The sequence below is a fragment of the Phenylobacterium sp. GW821-FHT12F10 genome, from assembly GCF_058806695.1.
On sequence record NZ_JBXAPY010000001.1, the window covers coordinates 1053408 to 1071742 of the forward strand.

Here is an 18335-nt window from a genome sequence, read left to right on the forward strand (position 1 = left end):
AACGCTTCGAAGGAGTTTCACTTGGCGAGCTACGACTACGATCTCTTCGTCATCGGCGCGGGTTCGGGCGGCGTGCGCGCCGCGCGGCTGGCGGCCATGTCCGGGGCCAAGGTGGCGGTGGCCGAGGAGCACCGCGTCGGCGGCACCTGCGTCATCCGCGGCTGCGTGCCCAAGAAGTTCATGGTCTACGCCTCGGAGTTCGCTAGCTACGCCAAGGTGGCCGAGGGCTACGGCTGGTCGCCCAGCCAGTCGACCTTCGATTGGCCCAAGTTCCTGGAGGCCAAGGATCGCGAGATCGCCCGCCTGTCGGGGATCTATGTCACCAACCTCAGCAACGCCGGCGCCGAGCTGGTCCATGCCCGGGCCACCCTGAAGGACGCCCACACCGTCGAGATCGTCGGCAAGGGGACCGTCACCGCCGACAAGGTCCTGGTGGCCACCGGCGGCCGGCCCTGGATGCCCGCCGACCTGCCGGGCGTCGAGCACGCCATCAGCTCGGAGGAGGCCTTCCACCTGCCGGAGCTGCCCAGGTCGATCCTGATCGTCGGCGGTGGCTATATCGCCGTGGAGTTCGCCGGGATCTTCGCGGGCCTGGGGGTGGACACCACCCTGATCTATCGCGGCGCCAACATCCTGCGCGGCTTCGACGACGACGTCCGCTCCCACCTGGCCGAGGAGATGAAGAAGCGCGGCATCAAGGTGATCCTGGGCTGCAGCCACACCAGCATCGAGAAGACCGTCGCGGGCCTGGTGAGCCACCTCTCCAGCGGCCACGACGTCGTCACCGACCAGGTGATGCTGGCCACCGGGCGGACCCCCCACACCAAGGGCCTGGGCCTGGAGGCCGCCGGCGTGAAGCTGGCCGAAAGCGGCGCGGTGGTGGTGGACAAGTATTCCAAGACCAATGTCGACAACATCTGGGCCGTGGGCGACGTCACCGACCGCATCAACCTGACCCCGGTGGCGATCCGCGAGGGGGCGGCCTTCTCCCAGACCGAGTTCTACAACAACCCCACGACCTTCGATCACGACATGGTGGCCTCGGCGGTCTTCTCCCAGCCGCCCGTCGGTTCGGTGGGGCAGTCGGAAGCCCAGGCGCGGCACGAGCACGGCAAGGTCGATATCTACCTGTCCCGCTTCCGGCCGATGAAGACCACCTTCTATGGCGGCGACGACCGCTGCCTGATCAAGCTGGTGGTGGCCCAGGACAGCCAGAAGATCGTCGGCTGCCATGTGGTGGGCCCCGACGCGCCGGAGATCATCCAGATGGCCGCCATCGCGCTGAAGATGGGCGTCACCAAGGCCCAGTGGGACTCCACCTGCGCCGTCCACCCGACGCTCGCCGAGGAACTGGTGACCATGCGCGAGAAGCACGCGCCGGCGGGCCTGAGCGCGGCATGAACCCCACCGCCGCCCGGCCGAGCGCCAAGCTCGCCGCCTGGTGCGGCTGGGTGCTGGCGGGCGGTTTCGTCCTGACCCCGATCATCGGCTGGCTGGCGCCGCTGGCCTTTGCGCCCCTGCTGACCCTGATGGGCCTGCTGACCCTGCCGGCGGTGCGGGTCGAGGACGAGGACCGGCCCGTGGGCATCGCGGTGGTGACCCTGGTGCTGTGGGCGGCCGGTTCCTCGGTCTGGAGCCCCTTCACCGCCAAGGGCCTGGGAGATTCCACCGCCGCCAAGCTGATCGCCGAGACCGTGGTCTATTTCGCCGCCGTCTGCGCCGCCCGCGCGGCAGCCCCGGGAGGGCGGCGCGCGGCCCTGCACATCCTGGCCTACGGGACAGCCCTGCTCGGGCTGCTGATGCTGGTGGAGGGCCTGACCGGCGCCATGCTCTATCGCGCCGTCCGCGACGCCATCCACGATCCGATCCGGCCCGACCTGGGGATCAAGAACGCCGCCCAGGGCCTGTTCATCCTGGCCATGCTGGCCCCGCCCGCCGCCCTGGCCGCGGTGCGGGTGGCCCGGGCGCCCTGGCTGATCGTCCCCATGCTGGCGGGCCTGGTGGTGACCTGCGTCACCTTCGGCTACGACGCCCCCCTGATCGCCCTGGCGGCCTGCCTGCTGGCGGGTCTGGCCGTCTGGCGCTGGCCGAGCGGAGCGCCCAAGGCCTTGGCGGCGGTGGCTGCGACCTTCTTCCTCACCGCCCCGGCCATCGTCTGGGCCGTGCGGCGCTCGGGTTGGTACGCGGTTCTGGAGCGCGACGTGCCGCTCTCCTGGTCGCAGCGCATGGGCTACTGGCGCCACGCCGCCGACTGGATCAGCGACCATCCCTTGCGCGGCTGGGGCCTGGACGCCAGCCGGATGTTCAATCCCGGCATCAAGCTGCATCCCCACGACGCGGCCCTGCAGATCTGGCTGGAGCTGGGCCTGATCGGCGCCATGGCCGCCGCGGTCTTCTGGGTGGCCTTGCTGGCGGGCATGAGCCGCAAGGTCCGCGATCCGGCCCTGGCGGTCTCGGCGGCCACCGCGACGGCCTACCTGACCTTCAGCGCCTTCTCCTTCGGGGTCTGGCAGGAATGGTGGCTGGCCACCGGGGCCCTGGCCGCCGTGGCCTGCGCGGCCCTGCAGCGCCAGCCGGCCGTGGCGAAAGCCCGCGCCCCTGTGGCCGCGCGGCCATCGACGCCGGCCGTGTTCTCGGAGTAAGAACGCCGCGCCCGCCTGACCAAGCGGGAGCGGAGCGTGGATTTATGACCGAACACTGGACGCCGGCCTCCTGGAGAGCCAAGCCGGCCAAGCACCTGCCGACCGATTATCCGGATCCCGCGGCCCTGGCCGCGGTGGAGCAGACCCTGCGCGGCATGCCGCCCCTGGTGTTCGCCGGCGAGGCCCGGCGCCTGAAGACCCTGCTGGGGGAGGTGGCCGAGGGTCGGGCCTTCCTGTTGCAGGGCGGCGACTGCGCCGAGAGCTTCAAGGAGTTCCACGCCGACAACATCCGCGACACCTTCCGGCTGATTCTGCAGATGGCCGTGGTCCTGACCTTCGCCGGCGGCAAGCCGGTGGTGAAGGTGGGCCGCATGGCCGGCCAGTTCGCCAAGCCGCGCTCGGCGCCCACGGAGACCATCGGCGGGGTGGAGTTGCCCTCCTATCGCGGCGACATCATCAACGGCATGGACTTCGACTCCGCCTCGCGGATCCCCGATCCCCAGCGGCTGCTGCAGGCCTATTCCCAGTCGGCCTCGACCTTGAACCTGCTGCGCGCCTTTGCCGGCGGCGGCTACGCCGACCTCTACAACATCCACCGCTGGACCCTGGGCTTCGTCGCCGACAGCCCGCAGGGCGCGCGCTACCGCGAACTGTCGGAGAAGATCAGCGAGGCCCTGACCTTCATGGCCGCCATCGGGGTCACCCCCGAGAGCCAGCCGGATCTGCACCGCGTGGAGTTCTTCACCGCCCACGAGGCCCTGTTGCTGGGCTTCGAGGAGGCCATGACCCGCGTCGATAGCACCTCGGGCGAATGGTACGACACCTCGGCCCACCTGCTGTGGATCGGCGAGCGCACCCGCCAGCTGGACGGCGCCCACGTGGAGTACTTCCGGGGCATCAAGAACCCCATCGGGGTCAAGGTGGGCCCGACGGTGGAGCCCGACGAGCTGCTGCGCCTGATCGACGTGCTCAATCCCAAGAACGAGCCCGGCCGTCTGACCCTGTACGGCCGCTTCGGCTCCGACAAGATCGTCGACCGCCTGCCGCGCCTGATGGAGGCCACCAAGCGCTCGGGCCGCAGCCTGGTCTGGGCCATCGACCCGATGCACGGCAACACGCTGACCGCCGCCAACGGCTACAAGACCCGGCCCTTCGACCGCATCCTGTCGGAGGTGAAGAGCTTCGTGGAGATCGCCAAGGCGGAGGGCGTGCACCCCGGCGGCGTGCACCTGGAGATGACCGGCCAGAACGTCACCGAGTGCCTGGGCGGGGCCAGGGCGCTGAGCGAGGGCGACCTGGCCGACCGTTACCACACCCATTGCGACCCGCGGCTCAACGGCGAACAGGCCCTGGAGCTGGCCTTCCTGGTGGCCGAGAAGCTGAAGGAAGACCGGGTCGACGCGGCCTTGCGCGCCGCGGTCTGACGCCGGCCCTCCAGCGCGGCGGCCCTAGCCCGAAACCGGGTCCTGGGTCGCGGCGAACTTGCGCAGGGCGTCGGCCGCGCGTTTGGCGGCGGGGCCCGGGGGCGCGGTCTTGCCCTCGGCCATGGCCTGGAGCGCGGCCAGCTTCCTGGCCCTGGGCATCAGCCCGTCGGTCAGGCCGCGAACCACCGCGCCCTCGGACTCCAGGGCGCCGCCCACCTCGCTGAGGCGTTCGAGGAGCGGCTCGATCCCCACCAGGCCGGAACCCTTGTGGGTGAGCTTCCGATAGACGCCGGCCACGGCCTCCAGCGCGGCTTCCGGGCTTCCGGTGGCGTCGAGCAGGTCGGTCTTGAACTGGGGTGGGGTCACCGTCGCTTCGATGAAGCGCAGGGCGCGCCGCCGATTGGCGTCGCCGGTGACGTTCTTGAGCACGGTCAGCAGGCCATCGAGACCCGCCACGAGGGAGACCTGCTGGTGCAGCAGGGTGGCGATGAAGTTCGGCTCCACCAGCCGCTGCGAGCGAAGCAGGATGGCTTCGGCGACATCCTCGGCCGGCAGGCAGGGGCCGCTGGCGGCGGTCAGGGCGACGGCGAGCCCGCGCACGGCGGTGATCTCGCCCATGGCGCTGTCGGGCGCCAGGCGGCGCTTGCTGTCGAGCTCGGTCAGGACGCGGCGGCTCAGGGCCAATTGGAGATTGGGGAAATCCCCCCGGTCGATGCGATGCGCCAACCGGGCGCCGGCGGCGGGCAGGGGCGAGGCCAGGGGCCGCAGGGAGGCGTGGGCCTGGAAGACCGCGTCGATGATCCCGCCGTGGGCAAGGCGCGTCATCCCCAGCAGCAAGGCGCCGAGGTCGAGGTCCGGGCCCAGCAGTTCGGCCATCCCCAGGGGGGAGCGGCAGACGTCCTCGAGCGCCTGTTCCAGGATGGTGAGGGCGAGCGTCCGGGCGGAGCCGTCGGCGGGCGCGGCCTCGGCGAGGTCCATGAGCAGGGACACCTTGCCGCCCCAGCTGTCGGCGGCGGCGATGAAGCCCGCGACGCCTGCGGCCAGGCGATAGCCGTGTTCGGGGTCCGGCAGGCTGGTCGCGCAGGCCGCGGCGAAGGTCGCGCCGTCGATCCGTGGCAACAGTCCCTGGCGTTCGTCGCGGAGCATGCGGGCGATCGCCTGGTCGGCGACGCCGTGCAGGCTGCGCATCACCTCGTGGACGCTGGCGCGGCGCGCCAGAGCCATGGGGACGGCCACCTTCTGGAAGGCGTGCTGAAGATCGCGGCTGGAGGCCTCCAGCTTCTTGATGAGGTCGGGTCGATGCAGCAGTTCGAAGGGAGTGGCCAGGTTGTTGGCCAGCCAGCTGTCGAGGACCTCGCCGATCTGTTCGCGCGCCGAGGCGGTGTACAGGTCCGCGGCGTTCGAGCAGAGCGGTTCGAGACTGCGCCTGGGGGAGGGCGTTTTCGAAGTCACTGATTCTTCGGGCGGGCCGGATCGCTTCGGCGCGCCCTCTGCCTTTTCGAGTCGGGTTGACGTTGAATCGATCTTCGCGGGGAAGTCCGTACGAAATCCTAAGGCGATCCCAGATTGTTCACCCTGTGCGTCAGGGTCGCAGGCGCATAAATTACAGATGTAGTTTTTGTTCCCGGGCGCGTCTAGCATGTCCCTCCGGCAGGGGGAGGGCGGAGCGTGCGACGCAGCAGCGACTATGGCGGCCAACCCATCAGGCGGGGCGCGCGGCTCGCCTTCGCGGTGGCCGGCGTCTGCACGGCCGCGCCCCTGCTGGCGGTGACGGTGGGCCACGAGATGTCTCTAGCCGCCGCCGAGCGGGTCCAGGCCCGGGCCCTGACCCGCGCCCTCACCCGTCCGGGTCCGGCCTGCCCGGAGCTCGCCGGGACCGAGTTCGAGGCGCGTCATCGGCCTTTGAAGAACGTGTTCGACTATGGCGGGGTCCGCTTCGCCCGCCGGTTCGGCCACGCCGACTGCACGATGATAGGCCGCTACGAACCCGGTGGCGGTGAAGCCTATCCCGTCTGCCGGTTTACGGCTCCAGCAGTGTTGCGAGTCGCGCCGAACCAGGGGCGGGCGGTGATCTTCGAGGTCGGCGTCGGTCGCGCGGCCAGGGTCGTCGTCCGCGATGGCCGCGTCCGTTGCGTCCTGACCGGGCCGTTCGGCCTTTCCTGATCCACCTGCGGATGTGCCATTGTTATCACCGGGGCCGAGAAATCTGGCCCCGGGGCCCAAGCTTCGCTTGCGAGGCGAAGGGGGCGGCGGCAGGTTCCGGCCCTCTTTGAAAATTGGTGATCCCATGGCCGACCCCTCGGCCCCCGCGAACTCCCCGCCGGGAGGGCGCGCGCAAGTCGTCCGCACCGAACTGGCCGAGCTGCTGCAGCTCTCCTGGCCGGTGGTGCTGTCGCGCCTGGGCATCATGGGCATGGGCCTGTCGGACGCCATCGTCGTGGGGCGCTACTCGGCGACGGAGCTGGGCTATCACGCCATGGCCTGGGCCCCCACCAGCGTCATCGTCACCATGACCGTGGGCCTGCTGAGCGGCATCCAGGTGATGACCTCCCGGGCCAATGGCCAGGGCCGGCCGGAGATCACCGGGGCGGTGCTGCGCCGGGGACTCTCCTACAGCCTGTGGATCGGCCTGGCCTCGACCCTGATCCTGGTGGCGGCGGGACCGGGCTTCCTGCACATCCTGGGTCTGGAGAAGGACCTGGCCGACGGCGCCTCGCGCCCCCTGATCATCTTCGCCCTGTCCATGCCGGGCTACGCCTTCAGCGTCGCCGCCAGCTTCTGGCTGGAGGGGCAGGGGCGGCCCAAGCCGGCGGCGGTGATGATGTGGCTGGCCAATGGGGTGAACCTGGCCCTCGACCTGCTGCTGGTGCCGGGAACCTTCGGCCTGCAGCCGCTGGGCGCGGTGGGCGGCGCCTGGGCCACCACCGGGGCGCGGACCTTCCTGGCGGTCGCCCTGCTGGTCTACATCGCGCGAATGCCCGACGCCCGGGCCCTGGGTGTCTTCACCAAGCCCGAACCCGACCTGGCCGCGGAGGCCGAGCAGCGGCGGATCGGCTACGGCGCCGGGGCCTCCAACTTCTTCGAGGTCGCCTCCTTCGCCGGCATGAACGTCATCGCCGGCTGGATCGGCGGCCTGGCGGTGGCGGCCTGGGCCATCACCCTCAACGTGGTGGCGATCATCTTCATGGTCCCCCTGGGCCTGTCGACCGGGGCCGCGGTCCTGGTGGGCCGGGCCTATGGCGCGCGCGACACCGGCGCGGTCAATCGCGCCGGGGCCATCGCCTTCGGGGTGACGGCGGCCTTCGGCCTGCTGGTGAGCCTGATCGTCTGGCCCGGCGCGCGCCTGATCGCCGGCGCCTACACCCATGATCCCCTGACCCTCGCCATGGCCGCCCCGGCCGTGGCGCTATCGTGCCTGTTCCTGATCCCCGACGCCGTCCAGGTGGTGGCCGCCCAGGCCCTGCGGGCCAGGGGCGAGGTCTGGATTCCAACCTTCACCCACCTGGCCAGCTACGCCCTGGTCATGGCGCCTCTCGCCTGGTGGCTGGCCATTCCCATGGGCCTGGGCCTGAACGGCATCGTCTGGGCGGTGGTCGCCGCCAGCTTCCTGTCGGCGGGCCTGCTGCTGGCCCGCTTCCACTGGCTGAGCCAGCGCGGGCGCTAGTGAACGGAGTTTTCACGGGCGTCGGCTAGGGCTTTGGCCCATGGAACGCGTCCTCCCGCCCAAGACCCTCGCCCGCGCCCTGCTGCTGTTGGCCGCCCTGGTCTGCGGGATCGGCATGGTTGGGCCCTTCCAGGGCGCCGAGCAGGCCCTCGTGCCCTGGGACAAGGCCGCCCACTTCATGGCCTTCTACGGCCTGACGATCCTGCTGTTCTCGGCCTTCCCGACCCGCCGGCGGCTGGACCTCGCGGTCCTGTCCATCTTCGCCGGGGCGGCCGTCGAGGTGGCCCAGACCCTCACGGGCCGCGACGGCGAGATCGGCGACCTGTGCGCCGACGCCCTGGGCGCCTTGGCGGTCCTGGCCCCGGTCTGGCTGGAGCACCTGCGCTTCCCGCGCGTGGAACGGCGGGCCTCGGTCCTGCGAAAGCCTGAGCCGGACCTGGTCCGCGAAGCGGCCTAGCCCTCGACCCCCAGGATCCAGCCCTCTTCCGTCTCCGCGTCGACCACCACCGCCGGATCGGCGGTCTTGGAGGGGCCGAACACGGCGCCCAGCTTGCCGGCCTCGTCCAGCTTGGCGAAGTGTTCGGCGGTGACCCGCACCTGGGCCTGGTCCTTGACCTCGCCGGGCAGGGGCTGGGCCTTGTAGAGGCTCGGATAGACCTCGGTGACCACCACGTCGACGCCGGCCAGGTCGGCCTCGGTGAGCGCCTTGAACCCGGTCTCGAAGGGGTAGGCCTTGAGCGCCTCGCCACGGGCCAGCTTCAGCCGCCGCACGGCCGGGATGCCGAGGATCGCCTGACCGCCCACCGAGCCGTTGTAGTAGAGCTTCCAGATCGAGGCCGCGCCCTTGGCGGCGATGTCGGCGTGGCGGAACTCCGGCAGGTCGTCCGGGCCATGGGGCCGCGTGCGCTTGGGCTGCAGGGTGGTCAGCGCGTCCTTGGGCGGGCAGCCCCAGAAGGGGAAGGGTCCGCCGGTCATGCGCCGGTTGATCTCCGAGCCCACGCCAAAGCGGTTGTTGGTGTTGTCGGCCTTGTCCTTGACCATCTTGTCGAGCTGGTCCCAGACCGCGCGCCAGGGATGCTCGCCTGCGAGGTTCAGCGCCTTGGCGAAGCCGCGCGGGAAGCCCAGTGGGAAGTCGAAGCCCACCAGGGCGCGCTCCGAACGCTTCTTGAAGTCGTCGAGGATCGTGTTGAGCAGCTTCTCGGCCTCGGCCCGGGTGGCCGGGTTGTGGCTTTCGAAGGTGAGGCGGAAGCGGACGTCGCGCTTGGCGACGCCGATCCAGACGGAATCGGCCCCCGTGGACGGCTTGGCCGCCGCGCTCCAGTCGACGATCACATAGGCGCTAAACAGACGGGACACGGGGGGCTCCGGGGGAGGGAAGTCGGGAGGCTTGTAGACCTTCCCTTCCAACCGGCCAACGGCGCAGGCGTTCACATCGCAGGTGTTGTGGCTCCGGGCCGCGAATAGAGGTCGCAGGCGGCCACGCGCCGGTGGCGTCGGCCGCCTCGCCCCTGTATGCGCAGGCGAGCTTTCGGAGTGAGTCATGGCGGAAATCTTGCGGGGCGGCGTGATCGGCGCCGGCGTGTTCGGCGGCTATCATTCGCGCCAGTACGCCAACCAGCCGGGCGCGCGCCTGGCGGCCGTCTATGATCCCCACCACACCGCCCGGGCGCAGGAGATCGCCCAGAGCCATGGCGGCCAGGGCTTCGGCGACCTGGCGGCCTTCCTGCGGGAGGTCGACGTCGTCACCGTGGCCTCGCCCGGCAGCCATCACGCCGAGGGCGCGCTAGCGGCCCTGGCGGCGGGCAAGCCGGTCTATGTGGAAAAGCCCCTGGCGGTCAGCCTGGCGGACGCCGACAGGATCATCGGCGAGGCGGCCAGGCGCAGCCTGATCCTGGCCTGCGGCCACCAGGAGCGGGTGGTCTTCCAGGCCATCGGCCTCTTCGACGTCCCCGAGCAGCCCCTGCGGCTCGAGGCGGTGCGCCACGGGCCGCCCTCGGAGCGCAGCCTGGACGTCTCGGTGGTGCTGGACCTGATGATCCACGATCTCGACCTGGCGCTCTCCCTGTCGGCCGGCCAGCCCCTGGCGGTGGAGGCGGCCGGAGTCCGCGACTTCAGCGGCGGCTGGGACCAGGCCCGGGCCGAGGTCAATTTCGACAACGGCTTCCTGGCGGTGTTCGACGCCTCGCGCATGGCGCCGGCCCGCAAGCGCAGCATGAAGGTGGTCTATCCCTCCGGCGAGCTGGAGATCGACTTCCTGACCCGGGAGTTCCGCAACACCACCGGCTTCCCCCTCAACCCCGACTTCGCCGAGACGCCGGGGGCCAAGGATCCCCTGGGCGCCAGCGTCGCGGGCTTCCTGGCCGCCGTGCGCGGCCTGGCCCCGCGGCCCGTGGTCACCGGGGAGGAGGCGGCCCGGGCGCTGGATCTGGCCCTGGCCGTCGAACAGGCGTTGGAGGACGCCGGGTAAGCGGGTTAGCTTGCGCCCGCAGTTCCGGGAGAAACGCCATGTCCGACGCCTATGACTTCTCGTTCAAGTCCATCGACGGCGCGCCCCTGCCGCTGACCACCTTCAAGGACAAGGTCGTCCTGGTGGTGAACACCGCCTCCAAGTGCGGCCTGACCCCGCAATATGACGGGCTGGAAAAGCTCTACAGCGACTACAAGGACAAGGGCCTGGTGGTGCTGGGCGTGCCCTGCAACCAGTTCATGGGCCAGGAGCCGGGGACCGAGGAAGAGATCAAGGACTTCTGCGAGACCAAGTTCAACATCGACTTCCCGCTGACCTCCAAGGAAGACGTGAAGGGCGAGACCGCCCACCCGTTCTACAAGTGGGCCCTGGCCGAGCTGGGGGAGTCCGCCGATCCGGCCTGGAACTTCCACAAGCTGCTGGTGGGCAAGGACGGCAAGCTGATCCGCGCCTTTGGCCCGCGCACCGAGCCCCAGGCCGACGAGATCACCGCGGCGGTCGAAGCCGCCCTCTAGGTCGCTCATGACGAACGAGGCTCCGCCGTCCCGGCCAGAGGCGGGTGATACCGACGCCAAATTTCGGGAGGCGGTTCGACTGCATGGTATCGGCCAGCTGGACGAGGCCGAGTGCCTTTATCGCGCGGTCCTCGCGGAATCTCCCGTTCATCCACAGAGCCTCCTGAACCTGGGGCTCATTATGAAGGCGCGAGGCCGATACGAGGTGGCCCTCTCCCTCTGGCGCACCTCGGTCCTCAACAATCCCGACGAGGCTGCGGCCCACGTCGCCGCTGGGAAGGTTCTGGCTATGCTGGGACGTGTGGCCGAGGCGGTGCGGGCTTTCGAGGCCGCGCTGAAAATCCGGCCCCGGGACGCCGATGCGCTGAATTGCCGGGGCAACGCCTTGGCCCGGCTAGGCCTTCACTCCGAAGCCCTCGCCAGCTACGATCAGGCCCTGACGGTGGATCCGGACTACGGTCTGGCCGTAGTCAATCGCGCAAATATCCTGGGCGCAAACGGGCGGTCAGAGGAGGCCGTGGCGGCCTACAAGCATGGCCTGCGGCTGGGCCAGAAGAACCCGGAACTCCTGGGGGCCAAGCTCCACCAGCAGCTACAGAACTGCGATTGGTCCGACTATAGCGAAGCCACGGCCGAGATCGTCCGACATATCGAGGCTGGTGAGCCGGCGGACCTGCCCTTTCCTCTGCTTGCCCACTGTGATGACCCCAGCGTGCAGCTCTTGAACGCACGGAACCATGTCAGGCAGCGCTTTCCTATCTTGCCCGCCCACCTCTGGACGGGAGAAATCTATCGTCACGAGCGCATTCGCGTCGCCTATGTTTCGGCAGATTTCTTCAATCACGCGACGGTCCACCTCATGGCGGAGCTGTTCGAGCGCCATGACCCTGAGCGGTTCCAAATGGCTGCTTATGCGCTGGGGCCCAGGATTGAAGATGCGGAGCGCGCCCGGGTGCGGGCGGCCTTCCCGGAATTCCACGACGTCGCCGACCTTAGCGATCTCGAGGTTGCGAGGATGCTACGCGCCTCCGAAACCGACATCGTCGTCGACCTCAAGGGGTTCACCACCCACTGCAGGCCGGGAATATTTGCCCACCGCGCGGCGCCAATCCAGATGAACTATCTCGGCTATCCGGGGACGATGGGCGCCGATTTCATCGACTACATCATTGCTGATCACATCGTCATTCCGGCGGGGTCGGATCGCTTCTACATCGAGCAGGTGATCCGCCTGCCCCATAGCTACCAAGTCAACGGCCGTAGCCGTGGGGCCGTTGGCAGGGCTCCAACCCGGCATGAAGCAGAGCTTCCTCAAGACGCCTTCGTCTTCGCGTCCTTCAACGCCAGCTACAAGTTCAACCCACCGATGTTCGACTGCTGGATGCGCCTCTTGCGGCGCGTGCCCGGCAGCGTCCTCTGGCTTCTAGCCCCCGGGCCTACCGCGATCACCAATCTCCGGGCAGAGGCGGCGCGCCTAGGTGTGTCACCCGACCGCCTAATCTTCGCGCCCCGCCTAGCTTCCCAAGACCACCTTGCGCGCCATGGCTTGGCGGATCTCTTTCTCGACACCCTGCCCTGTAACGCCCACACCACGGCGAGCGACGCGCTGTGGGCGGGCCTGCCAGTGGTGACTTGTGCCGGACGAGGTTTAGTCGCGCGGGTGGCGGCAAGCCTGCTGACCGCTGTCGGCCTAACCGAACTCATCACCAACGAGCTTGAAGCCTACGAAGCCCTGGCGCTGGATCTCGCGTTGAATCCCGAACGGCTTGCCGCCGTGAAGGCCGATCTGCGCGCGCGGGTTGGGACCGCCCCTCTTTTCGACATTGATCTGACGCGCCGCCACATCGAGATGGCCTATACGACGGCCTGGGAACGCTTTCAGCGCGGCGAGCCCCCCGCCGCCTTCGACGTTCCCGCCTAGTCCTCGACGATGCGGCTGTGCTTTCGAGTGTCGCGCATGAACAGGTAGACCAGCAGGGAGACGCCGATCACCACGGTGACGTAGGTGAAGAACCAGGTCTCGTGGCCCTTGGACTTGAACCACAGGGCGACATATTCCGCCGTGCCGCCGAACAGGGCGTTGGCCAGGGAATAGGGCAGGGAGACCCCCAGGGCGCGGACCTCCGTGGGGAACAGTTCGGCCTTCACCACCCCGTTCACCGAGGAATAGGCCGCCACGATCAGCAGGGCGCCGGCGGTGATGGCGAAGGCGGCCAGGGGATCGCGGGTGACGGCCAGGGTCGAGAGGATCGGCCAGGTCAGGGTCACGCCGGCGACCCCGAACGCGATCAGCAGCGGGCGTCGTCCGACCCGGTCCGACAGCATGCCGAACAGCGGCTGGGCCAGCATGAACACCACCAGGGCGCAGGCGGTGACGGCGGTGGCCGTGTCCTTGGAGAAGCCCGAGGTGTTGACCAGGAACTTCTGGATATAGGTCGAGTAGGTGTAGTAGCCGAGCGTCCCGCCGGCGGTCAGGCCCATCACCAGCAGGCTCTCGCGGGGGTGGCTGACGATCAGTTTCCAGGTGCTGGCCCGCTCGCCGGACCGCGCGTGGAAGGAGGGGGTCTCGTGCATCCCCCGCCGGAACCAGAAGACCGCCAGGGCCAGGGCGCCGCCGATGAAGAAGGGGACCCGCCAGCCCCAGGCCTGCATGTCCTCCTTCGACAGCGCCGCGCTCAGCACCAGCAGGGTGGCCACCGCCAGCAGCTGGCCGGCGATCAGGGTGGAGTAGAAGATCCCCGACCAGAAGCCGCGGTTGGTGCGGCCGGCCATCTCCGACATGTAGGTGGCGCTGGTGCCGTATTCGCCGCCCATGCTGACCCCCTGCAGGATGCGGGCGGTGACCAGGACGACCGGCGCCCAGACACCGATCTGGGCGTAGCCGGGGCACAGAGCGATGATCAGGGAGCCCAGGCACATCAGGCTCACCGAGGCGACCATGGCCGCCTTGCGTCCCACGCGGTCGCCATAGAGGCCCATCAGCCAGGCCCCCACGGGGCGGGCGAAGAACCCGACACCGAACACGGCTGCGGCGTTCAGCAACTGGGCGGTCTGGTCGCCGTCGGGGAAGAAGACCTTGGCGAAATAGAGGGCGAAGGCGGCGTAGACGAACCAGTCATAGGTCTCCACCAGGTTGCCCGCCGACCCCGCCAGGATCGATTTCAACCGGTCGGCCGCTCGCACCGGCGTCGCCGCCGTCACCGTGATATCGACCATGTGTCCGCCTCCCCAAGCGGGCGGATACGAGCCGGTTTCGGCGTCGAGTTCAATGGCTGGCTAGGCGGTCTGGGCCACGGTCAGGCCCAGCTCGATGATCATCTGCTCGCGGATCACGAACTTCTGCACCTTGCCGGTGACCGTCATCGGGAAGGCGTCGACGAAGCGGAGGTAGCGGGGGATCTTGTAGTGGGCGATCTGGCCGCGGCAGAACTCGATCAGCTCCGCATCGGTGGCGGACTCGCCGGGCTTGAGGCGGATCCAGGCGCAGAGCTCCTCCCCGAAGCGGGGATCGGGAACGCCGACCACGGTGACGTCCTCGATCTTGGGGTGGCGGTAGAGGTACTCCTCCACCTCGCGGGGATAGACGTTCTCGCCGCCGCGGATGACCATGTCCTTGATGCGTCCGACGATATTGCCGTAGCCCTCCGCGTCGATGACGGCCAGGTCGCCGGTGTGCATCCAGCCCTCGGCGTCGATGGCCTCGGCGGTCTTCTCGTGATCGTCCCAGTAGCCCAGCATCACCGAGTAGCCGCGGGTGCAGAGCTCGCCCGTCTGGCCGCGGGGCAGGGTGTTTCCGTCGAGGGCCACCACCTTGCATTCCAGGTGCGGCTGCACCCGGCCGACGGTGGAGACGCGGCGGTCGAGGGGGTCGTCCAGGGAGCTCTGGAAGCTGACGGGGCTGGTCTCGGTCATGCCGTAGGCGATGGTGACGTCGGACATGTGCATGCGGCCGATCACCTGCTTCATCACCTCCACCGGGCAGGGGGAGCCGGCCATGCAGCCCGTCCGCAGGCTCGAGAGGTCGTAGCGGTCGAAGTCGGGGTGGCCGAGGATCGCGATGAACATGGTGGGCACCCCGTAGAGGCCCGTGCAGCGTTCGGCCTGGATCGTCTCCAGCACGGCGGTGGGGTCGAAGCCGTCGGAGGGATAGACCATGGCCGCCCCGTGGGTCAGGCAGCCCAGATTGCCCATCACCATGCCGAAGCAGTGGTAGAGGGGCACCGGCAGGCAGAGGCGGTCGCCGGGTTTGAGCCCGATGGCCTCGCCCACGAAGAAGCCGTTGTTGAGGATGTTCCGGTGCGAAAGGGTCGCGCCCTTGGGCAGGCCGGTGGTGCCGCTGGTGAACTGGATGTTGATGGGGTCGGAGGCCTTCAGGCCGGCCTCGATCGCCTTCAGGCGCAACATGTCGGTGGTCGTGGAGAGACCAGGAACGGACTCGAAGTCGAGCCAGCCCGACCTGGGGTCGCCGCCGATCTTTATTACAGTTTTAAGTTGTGTAAGGCGGGCGGCGGCCAGCTGGCCCGGGGCGCTCGTGGCGATCTCGGGGGCCAGGGTGTCGATCATGTCGGCGTAGAGGCTGGTCTTGAAGCTCTCGGCGGCCACCAGGGCTTTCACGCCCACCTTGTTGAGCGTGTATTCGACCTCGGAGAGCCGATAGGCGGGGTTGATGGTCACCAGGATCAGGCCGGCCTTGGCCGCGGCGAACTGGGTGAGGGTCCATTCGGCGCGGTTGGGAGACCAGATTCCGATCCGGTCGCCGGGCTCGAGGCCGAGGGCCAGCAGTCCGGCCGCCATGGCCGATGAGTGACCGTCAAGGTCCCGCCAGGTCCAGCGGATTCCCTGGTGGACGGAGACCACGGCCTCCTGGTCGGGCCAGCGCTGGGCGGCCTGCGCCAGGGCCTGGCCGATGGTGTCCTCGCGCAGGGGCGGATGGTCGGCGCCGCGGGCGATCGGATCGGTCTGGGGCATGGCGTTTCCTCCGGCGGTCTTGCGAGCGAGTTTCGCGCAAGTTCATGCCCGTGACCATGCCGGGGCTTCCAACCGCGGCCCCCGCCCGTTAGGGAAGGCGCAGTTTGAACGGAGGCGTCACGATGACCCGCAAGCCCGACGGAACCTGGGACAAGTCGAACCTCCCCAGCCGCCATGTGACGGAAGGCCCGGCGCGCGCGCCGCACCGGTCCTACTATTACGCCATGGGGCTCGGGAGCCGGGAGATCGCCCAGCCCTTCGTAGGGGTCGCCTCCTGCTGGAACGAGGCCGCCCCCTGCAACACCGCCCTGATGCGCCAGGCGCACGCGGTGTCCGAGGGGGTCAAGAAGGCCGGCGCCACCCCGCGCGAGTTCTGCACCATCACCGTCACCGACGGCATCGCCATGGGCCACGAGGGCATGCGCTCGTCCCTGGTCAGCCGCGACGTCATCGCCGACTCCGTGGAGCTCACCATGCGCGGCCACGGCTATGACGCCCTGGTGGGCATCGCCGGCTGCGACAAGTCCCTGCCCGGCATGATGATGGCCATGCTGCGGCTCAACGTCCCCAGCGTCTTCCTCTATGGCGGCTCCATCCTGCCCGGCCAGTGGCAGGGGCGCGACGTCACCGTGGTGGACGTCTTCGAGGGCGTGGGCATGCACTCGGCCGGCAAGATGAGCCTGGAGGACCTGTGCTCCCTGGAGCAGCACGCCTGTCCGTCGGACGGCGCCTGCGGCGGCCAGTTCACCGCCAACACCATGGCCTGCGTGTCCGAAGCCATCGGCCTGGCCCTGCCGCTCTCGGCCTCGCTGCCCGCCCCCTACCTGACCCGCGACGCCTACGCCGTGGCCTCGGGCGAGACGGTGGTGCGGCTGATCGCCGAGCAGCTGCGCCCGCGCGACATCGTCACCCGCAAGTCCTTCGAGAACGCCGCCGCCGTGGTGGCCGCGACCGGCGGCTCCACCAATGGCGGCCTGCACCTGCCGGCCATGGCCCATGAGTGCGGCATCGAGTTCACCCTGCGCGACTTCGCCGAGATCGCCCAGCGCACGCCGCACATCGCCGACCTCAAGCCCGGCGGCCGCTTCGTGGCCAAGGACATGGGCGAAGCCGGCGGCATGCCCATGCTGCTGAAGACCCTGCTGGAGGGCGGCTTCATCCACGGCGACTGCATGACCGTCACCGGCAAGACCATCGCCGAGAACGTCAAGGACGTGAAATGGCGTGACGACCAGGTGGTGATCCGCAAGGTCAGCGAGCCGCTCTCGCCCACCGGTGGCGTGGTGGGGCTGTGGGGCTCGCTCGCCCCCGACGGCGCCATCGTCAAGGTGGCCGGCATGACCAGCCACCGCAGCCATCGCGGCCCGGCCCGCTGCTTCGACGGCGAGGACGCCTGCTTCGCCGCCGTCGAGGCCGGCGACTATCAGGACGGCGACGTCCTGGTGATCCGCTACGAGGGCGCCCGCGGCGGGCCCGGCATGCGCGAGATGCTGTCCACCACGGCGGCGCTCTCGGGCCAGGGCCGGGGCGACAAGGTGGCCCTGATCACCGACGGCCGCTTCTCCGGCGGCACGCGGGGCCTCTGCGTGGGCCACATCGGTCCCGAGGCCCAGATGGGCGGCCCCATCGCCCTGATCCAGGACGGCGACATCATCCACATCGACGCCGACGCCGGGATCCTCGACCTCGAGGTCGACCCCATCGAGCTGGAGAACCGCCGTCGCCACTGGCAGCCGCGGGTGACCAACTACGGCTCCGGCGCCCTGTGGAAATACGCCCAGATCGTCGGCCCGGCCCACAAGGGCGCCGTGACCCATCCCGGCGCGGCGGGGGAAACCCACGTCTACGCCGACCTCTAAGGCGGTGAAGACGCTCGGCCTGCTCGGCGGGATGAGCGCCGAGAGCACGACGCTCTACTACCAGGAGCTCAATCGCCTGGTGCGCGAGCGGCTGGGCGGGCTGCACTCGGCCCAGTTGCTGCTGTGGTCCGTCGACTTCGCCGGCATCGCGGCGATGCAGGCCGCCGGCGACTGGGACGGGGCCGGCGCCGTGCTGGCCGAGGCCGCCCGGCGGCTGCAGGGGGCGGGGGCCGACGCCATCCTGATCTGCGCCAACACCATGCACCTGGTGGCCGACCAGGTGCAGGCCGCCGTGACCGTGCCGGTGATCCACATCGCCGACACCACGGCCGACGCGGTGAAGGCGGCGGGGTGTAAGCGGCCGCTGCTGCTGGCCACCAAGTTCACCATGGAGAAGGACTTCTACCGGGGGCGGCTGGCGGCCCAGGGGGTCGAGGCCCTGGTCCCCGATGCGGCCGACCGCGACCTGTTGCACGCGATCATCTATGACGAGCTCTGCCAGGGGGTGATCTCGGCGGCGTCGAAGGCGCAGGTGCTGGCGATGATCGCCAAGGCGGGCGAGGCCGACTGCGTGATCTTTGGCTGCACGGAGATCGGGCTGCTGCTGGCGCCGGGGGACCTCGCCGTGCCGGTGGTGGACACGGCGCTGGTCCATGCGCGAGCCGGGGTGGATTTCGCGCTGGGCTAAGACCAAACCCCCGCTCACCCCGGCGAAGGCCGGGGCCCAGATCTTAGGTCATGGCCTGAGTCCAAGAACCCGAATCGGCTGGTGAATCTGGGTCCCGGCCTTCGCCGG

Annotated in this window: 15 protein-coding genes; 11 read left to right on the forward strand and 4 right to left on the reverse strand. The window is 69.5% G+C overall.

The window, feature by feature from the left end; all coding sequences use genetic code 11:
* Positions 1–21: 21 nt before the first annotated feature.
* From gor to AC1RN5_RS05305, 3 genes are read left to right on the forward strand one after another with little or no spacing between them, the layout of a single operon-like run.
* Positions 22–1401 carry a glutathione-disulfide reductase gene (gene gor / locus AC1RN5_RS05295; RefSeq protein WP_493040189.1) on the forward strand — a complete coding sequence of 460 codons (1380 nt, stop codon included), beginning with the start codon at positions 22–24 and terminating at the stop codon, positions 1399–1401.
* Positions 1398–2642, forward strand: coding sequence for an O-antigen ligase family protein (locus AC1RN5_RS05300; RefSeq protein WP_493040190.1), 1245 nt, complete (start codon positions 1398–1400; stop codon positions 2640–2642). Before gor ends, AC1RN5_RS05300 begins: the two co-directional genes overlap by 4 nt.
* Positions 2643–2686: 44 nt before the next feature.
* A complete protein-coding gene (locus tag AC1RN5_RS05305; protein WP_493040191.1) occupies positions 2687–4066 on the forward strand; it encodes a class II 3-deoxy-7-phosphoheptulonate synthase in 1380 nt (459 codons plus the stop codon).
* 24 nt (positions 4067–4090) lie between these two features.
* Here AC1RN5_RS05305 and AC1RN5_RS05310 read toward each other — a convergent pair whose 3' ends face one another.
* Positions 4091–5518 (reverse strand): hypothetical protein, encoded by a 1428-nt coding sequence (locus AC1RN5_RS05310; protein WP_493040192.1) that lies wholly within the window; start codon positions 5516–5518, stop codon positions 4091–4093.
* A 216-nt stretch (positions 5519–5734) separates the two neighbouring features.
* On the opposite strand from AC1RN5_RS05310, the gene AC1RN5_RS05315 reads away from it, so the two are divergent.
* From AC1RN5_RS05315 to AC1RN5_RS05325, 3 genes are all read left to right on the forward strand, one after another.
* On the forward strand, positions 5735–6229 hold the full coding sequence (locus tag AC1RN5_RS05315; protein WP_493040193.1) for a hypothetical protein: 495 nt from the start codon (positions 5735–5737) through the stop codon (positions 6227–6229).
* Between the two features lie 124 nt (positions 6230–6353).
* Positions 6354–7730, forward strand: coding sequence for an MATE family efflux transporter (locus AC1RN5_RS05320; RefSeq protein WP_493040195.1), 1377 nt, complete (start codon positions 6354–6356; stop codon positions 7728–7730).
* A 40-nt stretch (positions 7731–7770) separates the two neighbouring features.
* Positions 7771–8187 (forward strand): VanZ family protein, encoded by a 417-nt coding sequence (locus AC1RN5_RS05325; protein ID WP_493040197.1) that lies wholly within the window; start codon positions 7771–7773, stop codon positions 8185–8187.
* On the opposite strand, the gene AC1RN5_RS05330 is transcribed toward AC1RN5_RS05325, so the two are convergent.
* Complete coding sequence (locus AC1RN5_RS05330) at positions 8184–9086, reverse strand: cobalamin biosynthesis protein CbiG (protein ID WP_493040199.1); 903 nt, start codon at positions 9084–9086, stop codon at positions 8184–8186. The genes AC1RN5_RS05325 and AC1RN5_RS05330 overlap by 4 nt on opposite strands.
* 184 nt (positions 9087–9270) lie before the next feature.
* On the opposite strand from AC1RN5_RS05330, the gene AC1RN5_RS05335 reads away from it, so the two are divergent.
* The 3 genes from AC1RN5_RS05335 to AC1RN5_RS05345 are packed head-to-tail and all read left to right on the forward strand — an operon-like array spanning position 9271 to position 12633.
* Complete coding sequence (locus AC1RN5_RS05335; RefSeq protein WP_493040200.1) at positions 9271–10197, forward strand: Gfo/Idh/MocA family protein; 927 nt, start codon at positions 9271–9273, stop codon at positions 10195–10197.
* 38 nt (positions 10198–10235) lie between these two features.
* Positions 10236–10712 (forward strand): glutathione peroxidase, encoded by a 477-nt coding sequence (locus tag AC1RN5_RS05340; RefSeq protein WP_493040201.1) that lies wholly within the window; start codon positions 10236–10238, stop codon positions 10710–10712.
* A 7-nt stretch (positions 10713–10719) separates the two neighbouring features.
* Complete coding sequence (locus tag AC1RN5_RS05345) at positions 10720–12633, forward strand: O-linked N-acetylglucosamine transferase, SPINDLY family protein (protein ID WP_493040202.1); 1914 nt, start codon at positions 10720–10722, stop codon at positions 12631–12633.
* On the opposite strand, the gene AC1RN5_RS05350 is transcribed toward AC1RN5_RS05345, so the two are convergent.
* Together AC1RN5_RS05350 and AC1RN5_RS05355 are read right to left on the reverse strand one after the other, a co-directional pair.
* A complete protein-coding gene (locus AC1RN5_RS05350) occupies positions 12630–13928 on the reverse strand; it encodes an MFS transporter (RefSeq protein WP_493040203.1) in 1299 nt (432 codons plus the stop codon). The genes AC1RN5_RS05345 and AC1RN5_RS05350 overlap by 4 nt on opposite strands.
* A gap of 60 nt (positions 13929–13988) precedes the next feature.
* Positions 13989–15680: an AMP-binding protein gene (locus AC1RN5_RS05355; RefSeq protein WP_493040204.1), complete on the reverse strand. Its 1692-nt coding sequence runs from the start codon at positions 15678–15680 to the stop codon at positions 13989–13991.
* Positions 15681–15802: 122 nt separating this feature from the next.
* Here AC1RN5_RS05355 and ilvD point away from each other — a divergent pair, with 122 nt between their 5' ends.
* Entirely contained in the window at positions 15803–17539 is a 1737-nt protein-coding gene (gene ilvD / locus AC1RN5_RS05360) for a dihydroxy-acid dehydratase (RefSeq protein ID WP_493040205.1), read from the forward strand.
* A 4-nt stretch (positions 17540–17543) separates the two neighbouring features.
* A complete protein-coding gene (locus tag AC1RN5_RS05365; RefSeq protein WP_493040207.1) occupies positions 17544–18227 on the forward strand; it encodes an aspartate/glutamate racemase family protein in 684 nt (227 codons plus the stop codon).
* Positions 18228–18335 lie beyond the last annotated feature (108 nt).

Bases quoted from the DNA above. Each gene is read 5' to 3' on its own strand.
- AC1RN5_RS05335 (WP_493040200.1), top strand. From the start codon at position 9,271: ATGGCGGAAATCTTGCGGGGCGGCGTGATCGGCGCCGGCGTGTTCGGC.
- AC1RN5_RS05345 (WP_493040202.1), top strand. From the start codon at position 10,720: ATGACGAACGAGGCTCCGCCGTCCCGGCCAGAGGCGGGTGATACCGAC.
- AC1RN5_RS05305 (WP_493040191.1), top strand. From the start codon at position 2,687: ATGACCGAACACTGGACGCCGGCCTCCTGGAGAGCCAAGCCGGCCAAG.
- AC1RN5_RS05340 (WP_493040201.1), top strand. From the start codon at position 10,236: ATGTCCGACGCCTATGACTTCTCGTTCAAGTCCATCGACGGCGCGCCC.
- AC1RN5_RS05320 (WP_493040195.1), top strand. From the start codon at position 6,354: ATGGCCGACCCCTCGGCCCCCGCGAACTCCCCGCCGGGAGGGCGCGCG.
- ilvD (WP_493040205.1), top strand. From the start codon at position 15,803: ATGACCCGCAAGCCCGACGGAACCTGGGACAAGTCGAACCTCCCCAGC.
- AC1RN5_RS05355 (WP_493040204.1), bottom strand. From the start codon at position 15,680: ATGCCCCAGACCGATCCGATCGCCCGCGGCGCCGACCATCCGCCCCTG.
- AC1RN5_RS05350 (WP_493040203.1), bottom strand. From the start codon at position 13,928: ATGGTCGATATCACGGTGACGGCGGCGACGCCGGTGCGAGCGGCCGAC.
- AC1RN5_RS05325 (WP_493040197.1), top strand. From the start codon at position 7,771: ATGGAACGCGTCCTCCCGCCCAAGACCCTCGCCCGCGCCCTGCTGCTG.
- AC1RN5_RS05300 (WP_493040190.1), top strand. From the start codon at position 1,398: ATGAACCCCACCGCCGCCCGGCCGAGCGCCAAGCTCGCCGCCTGGTGC.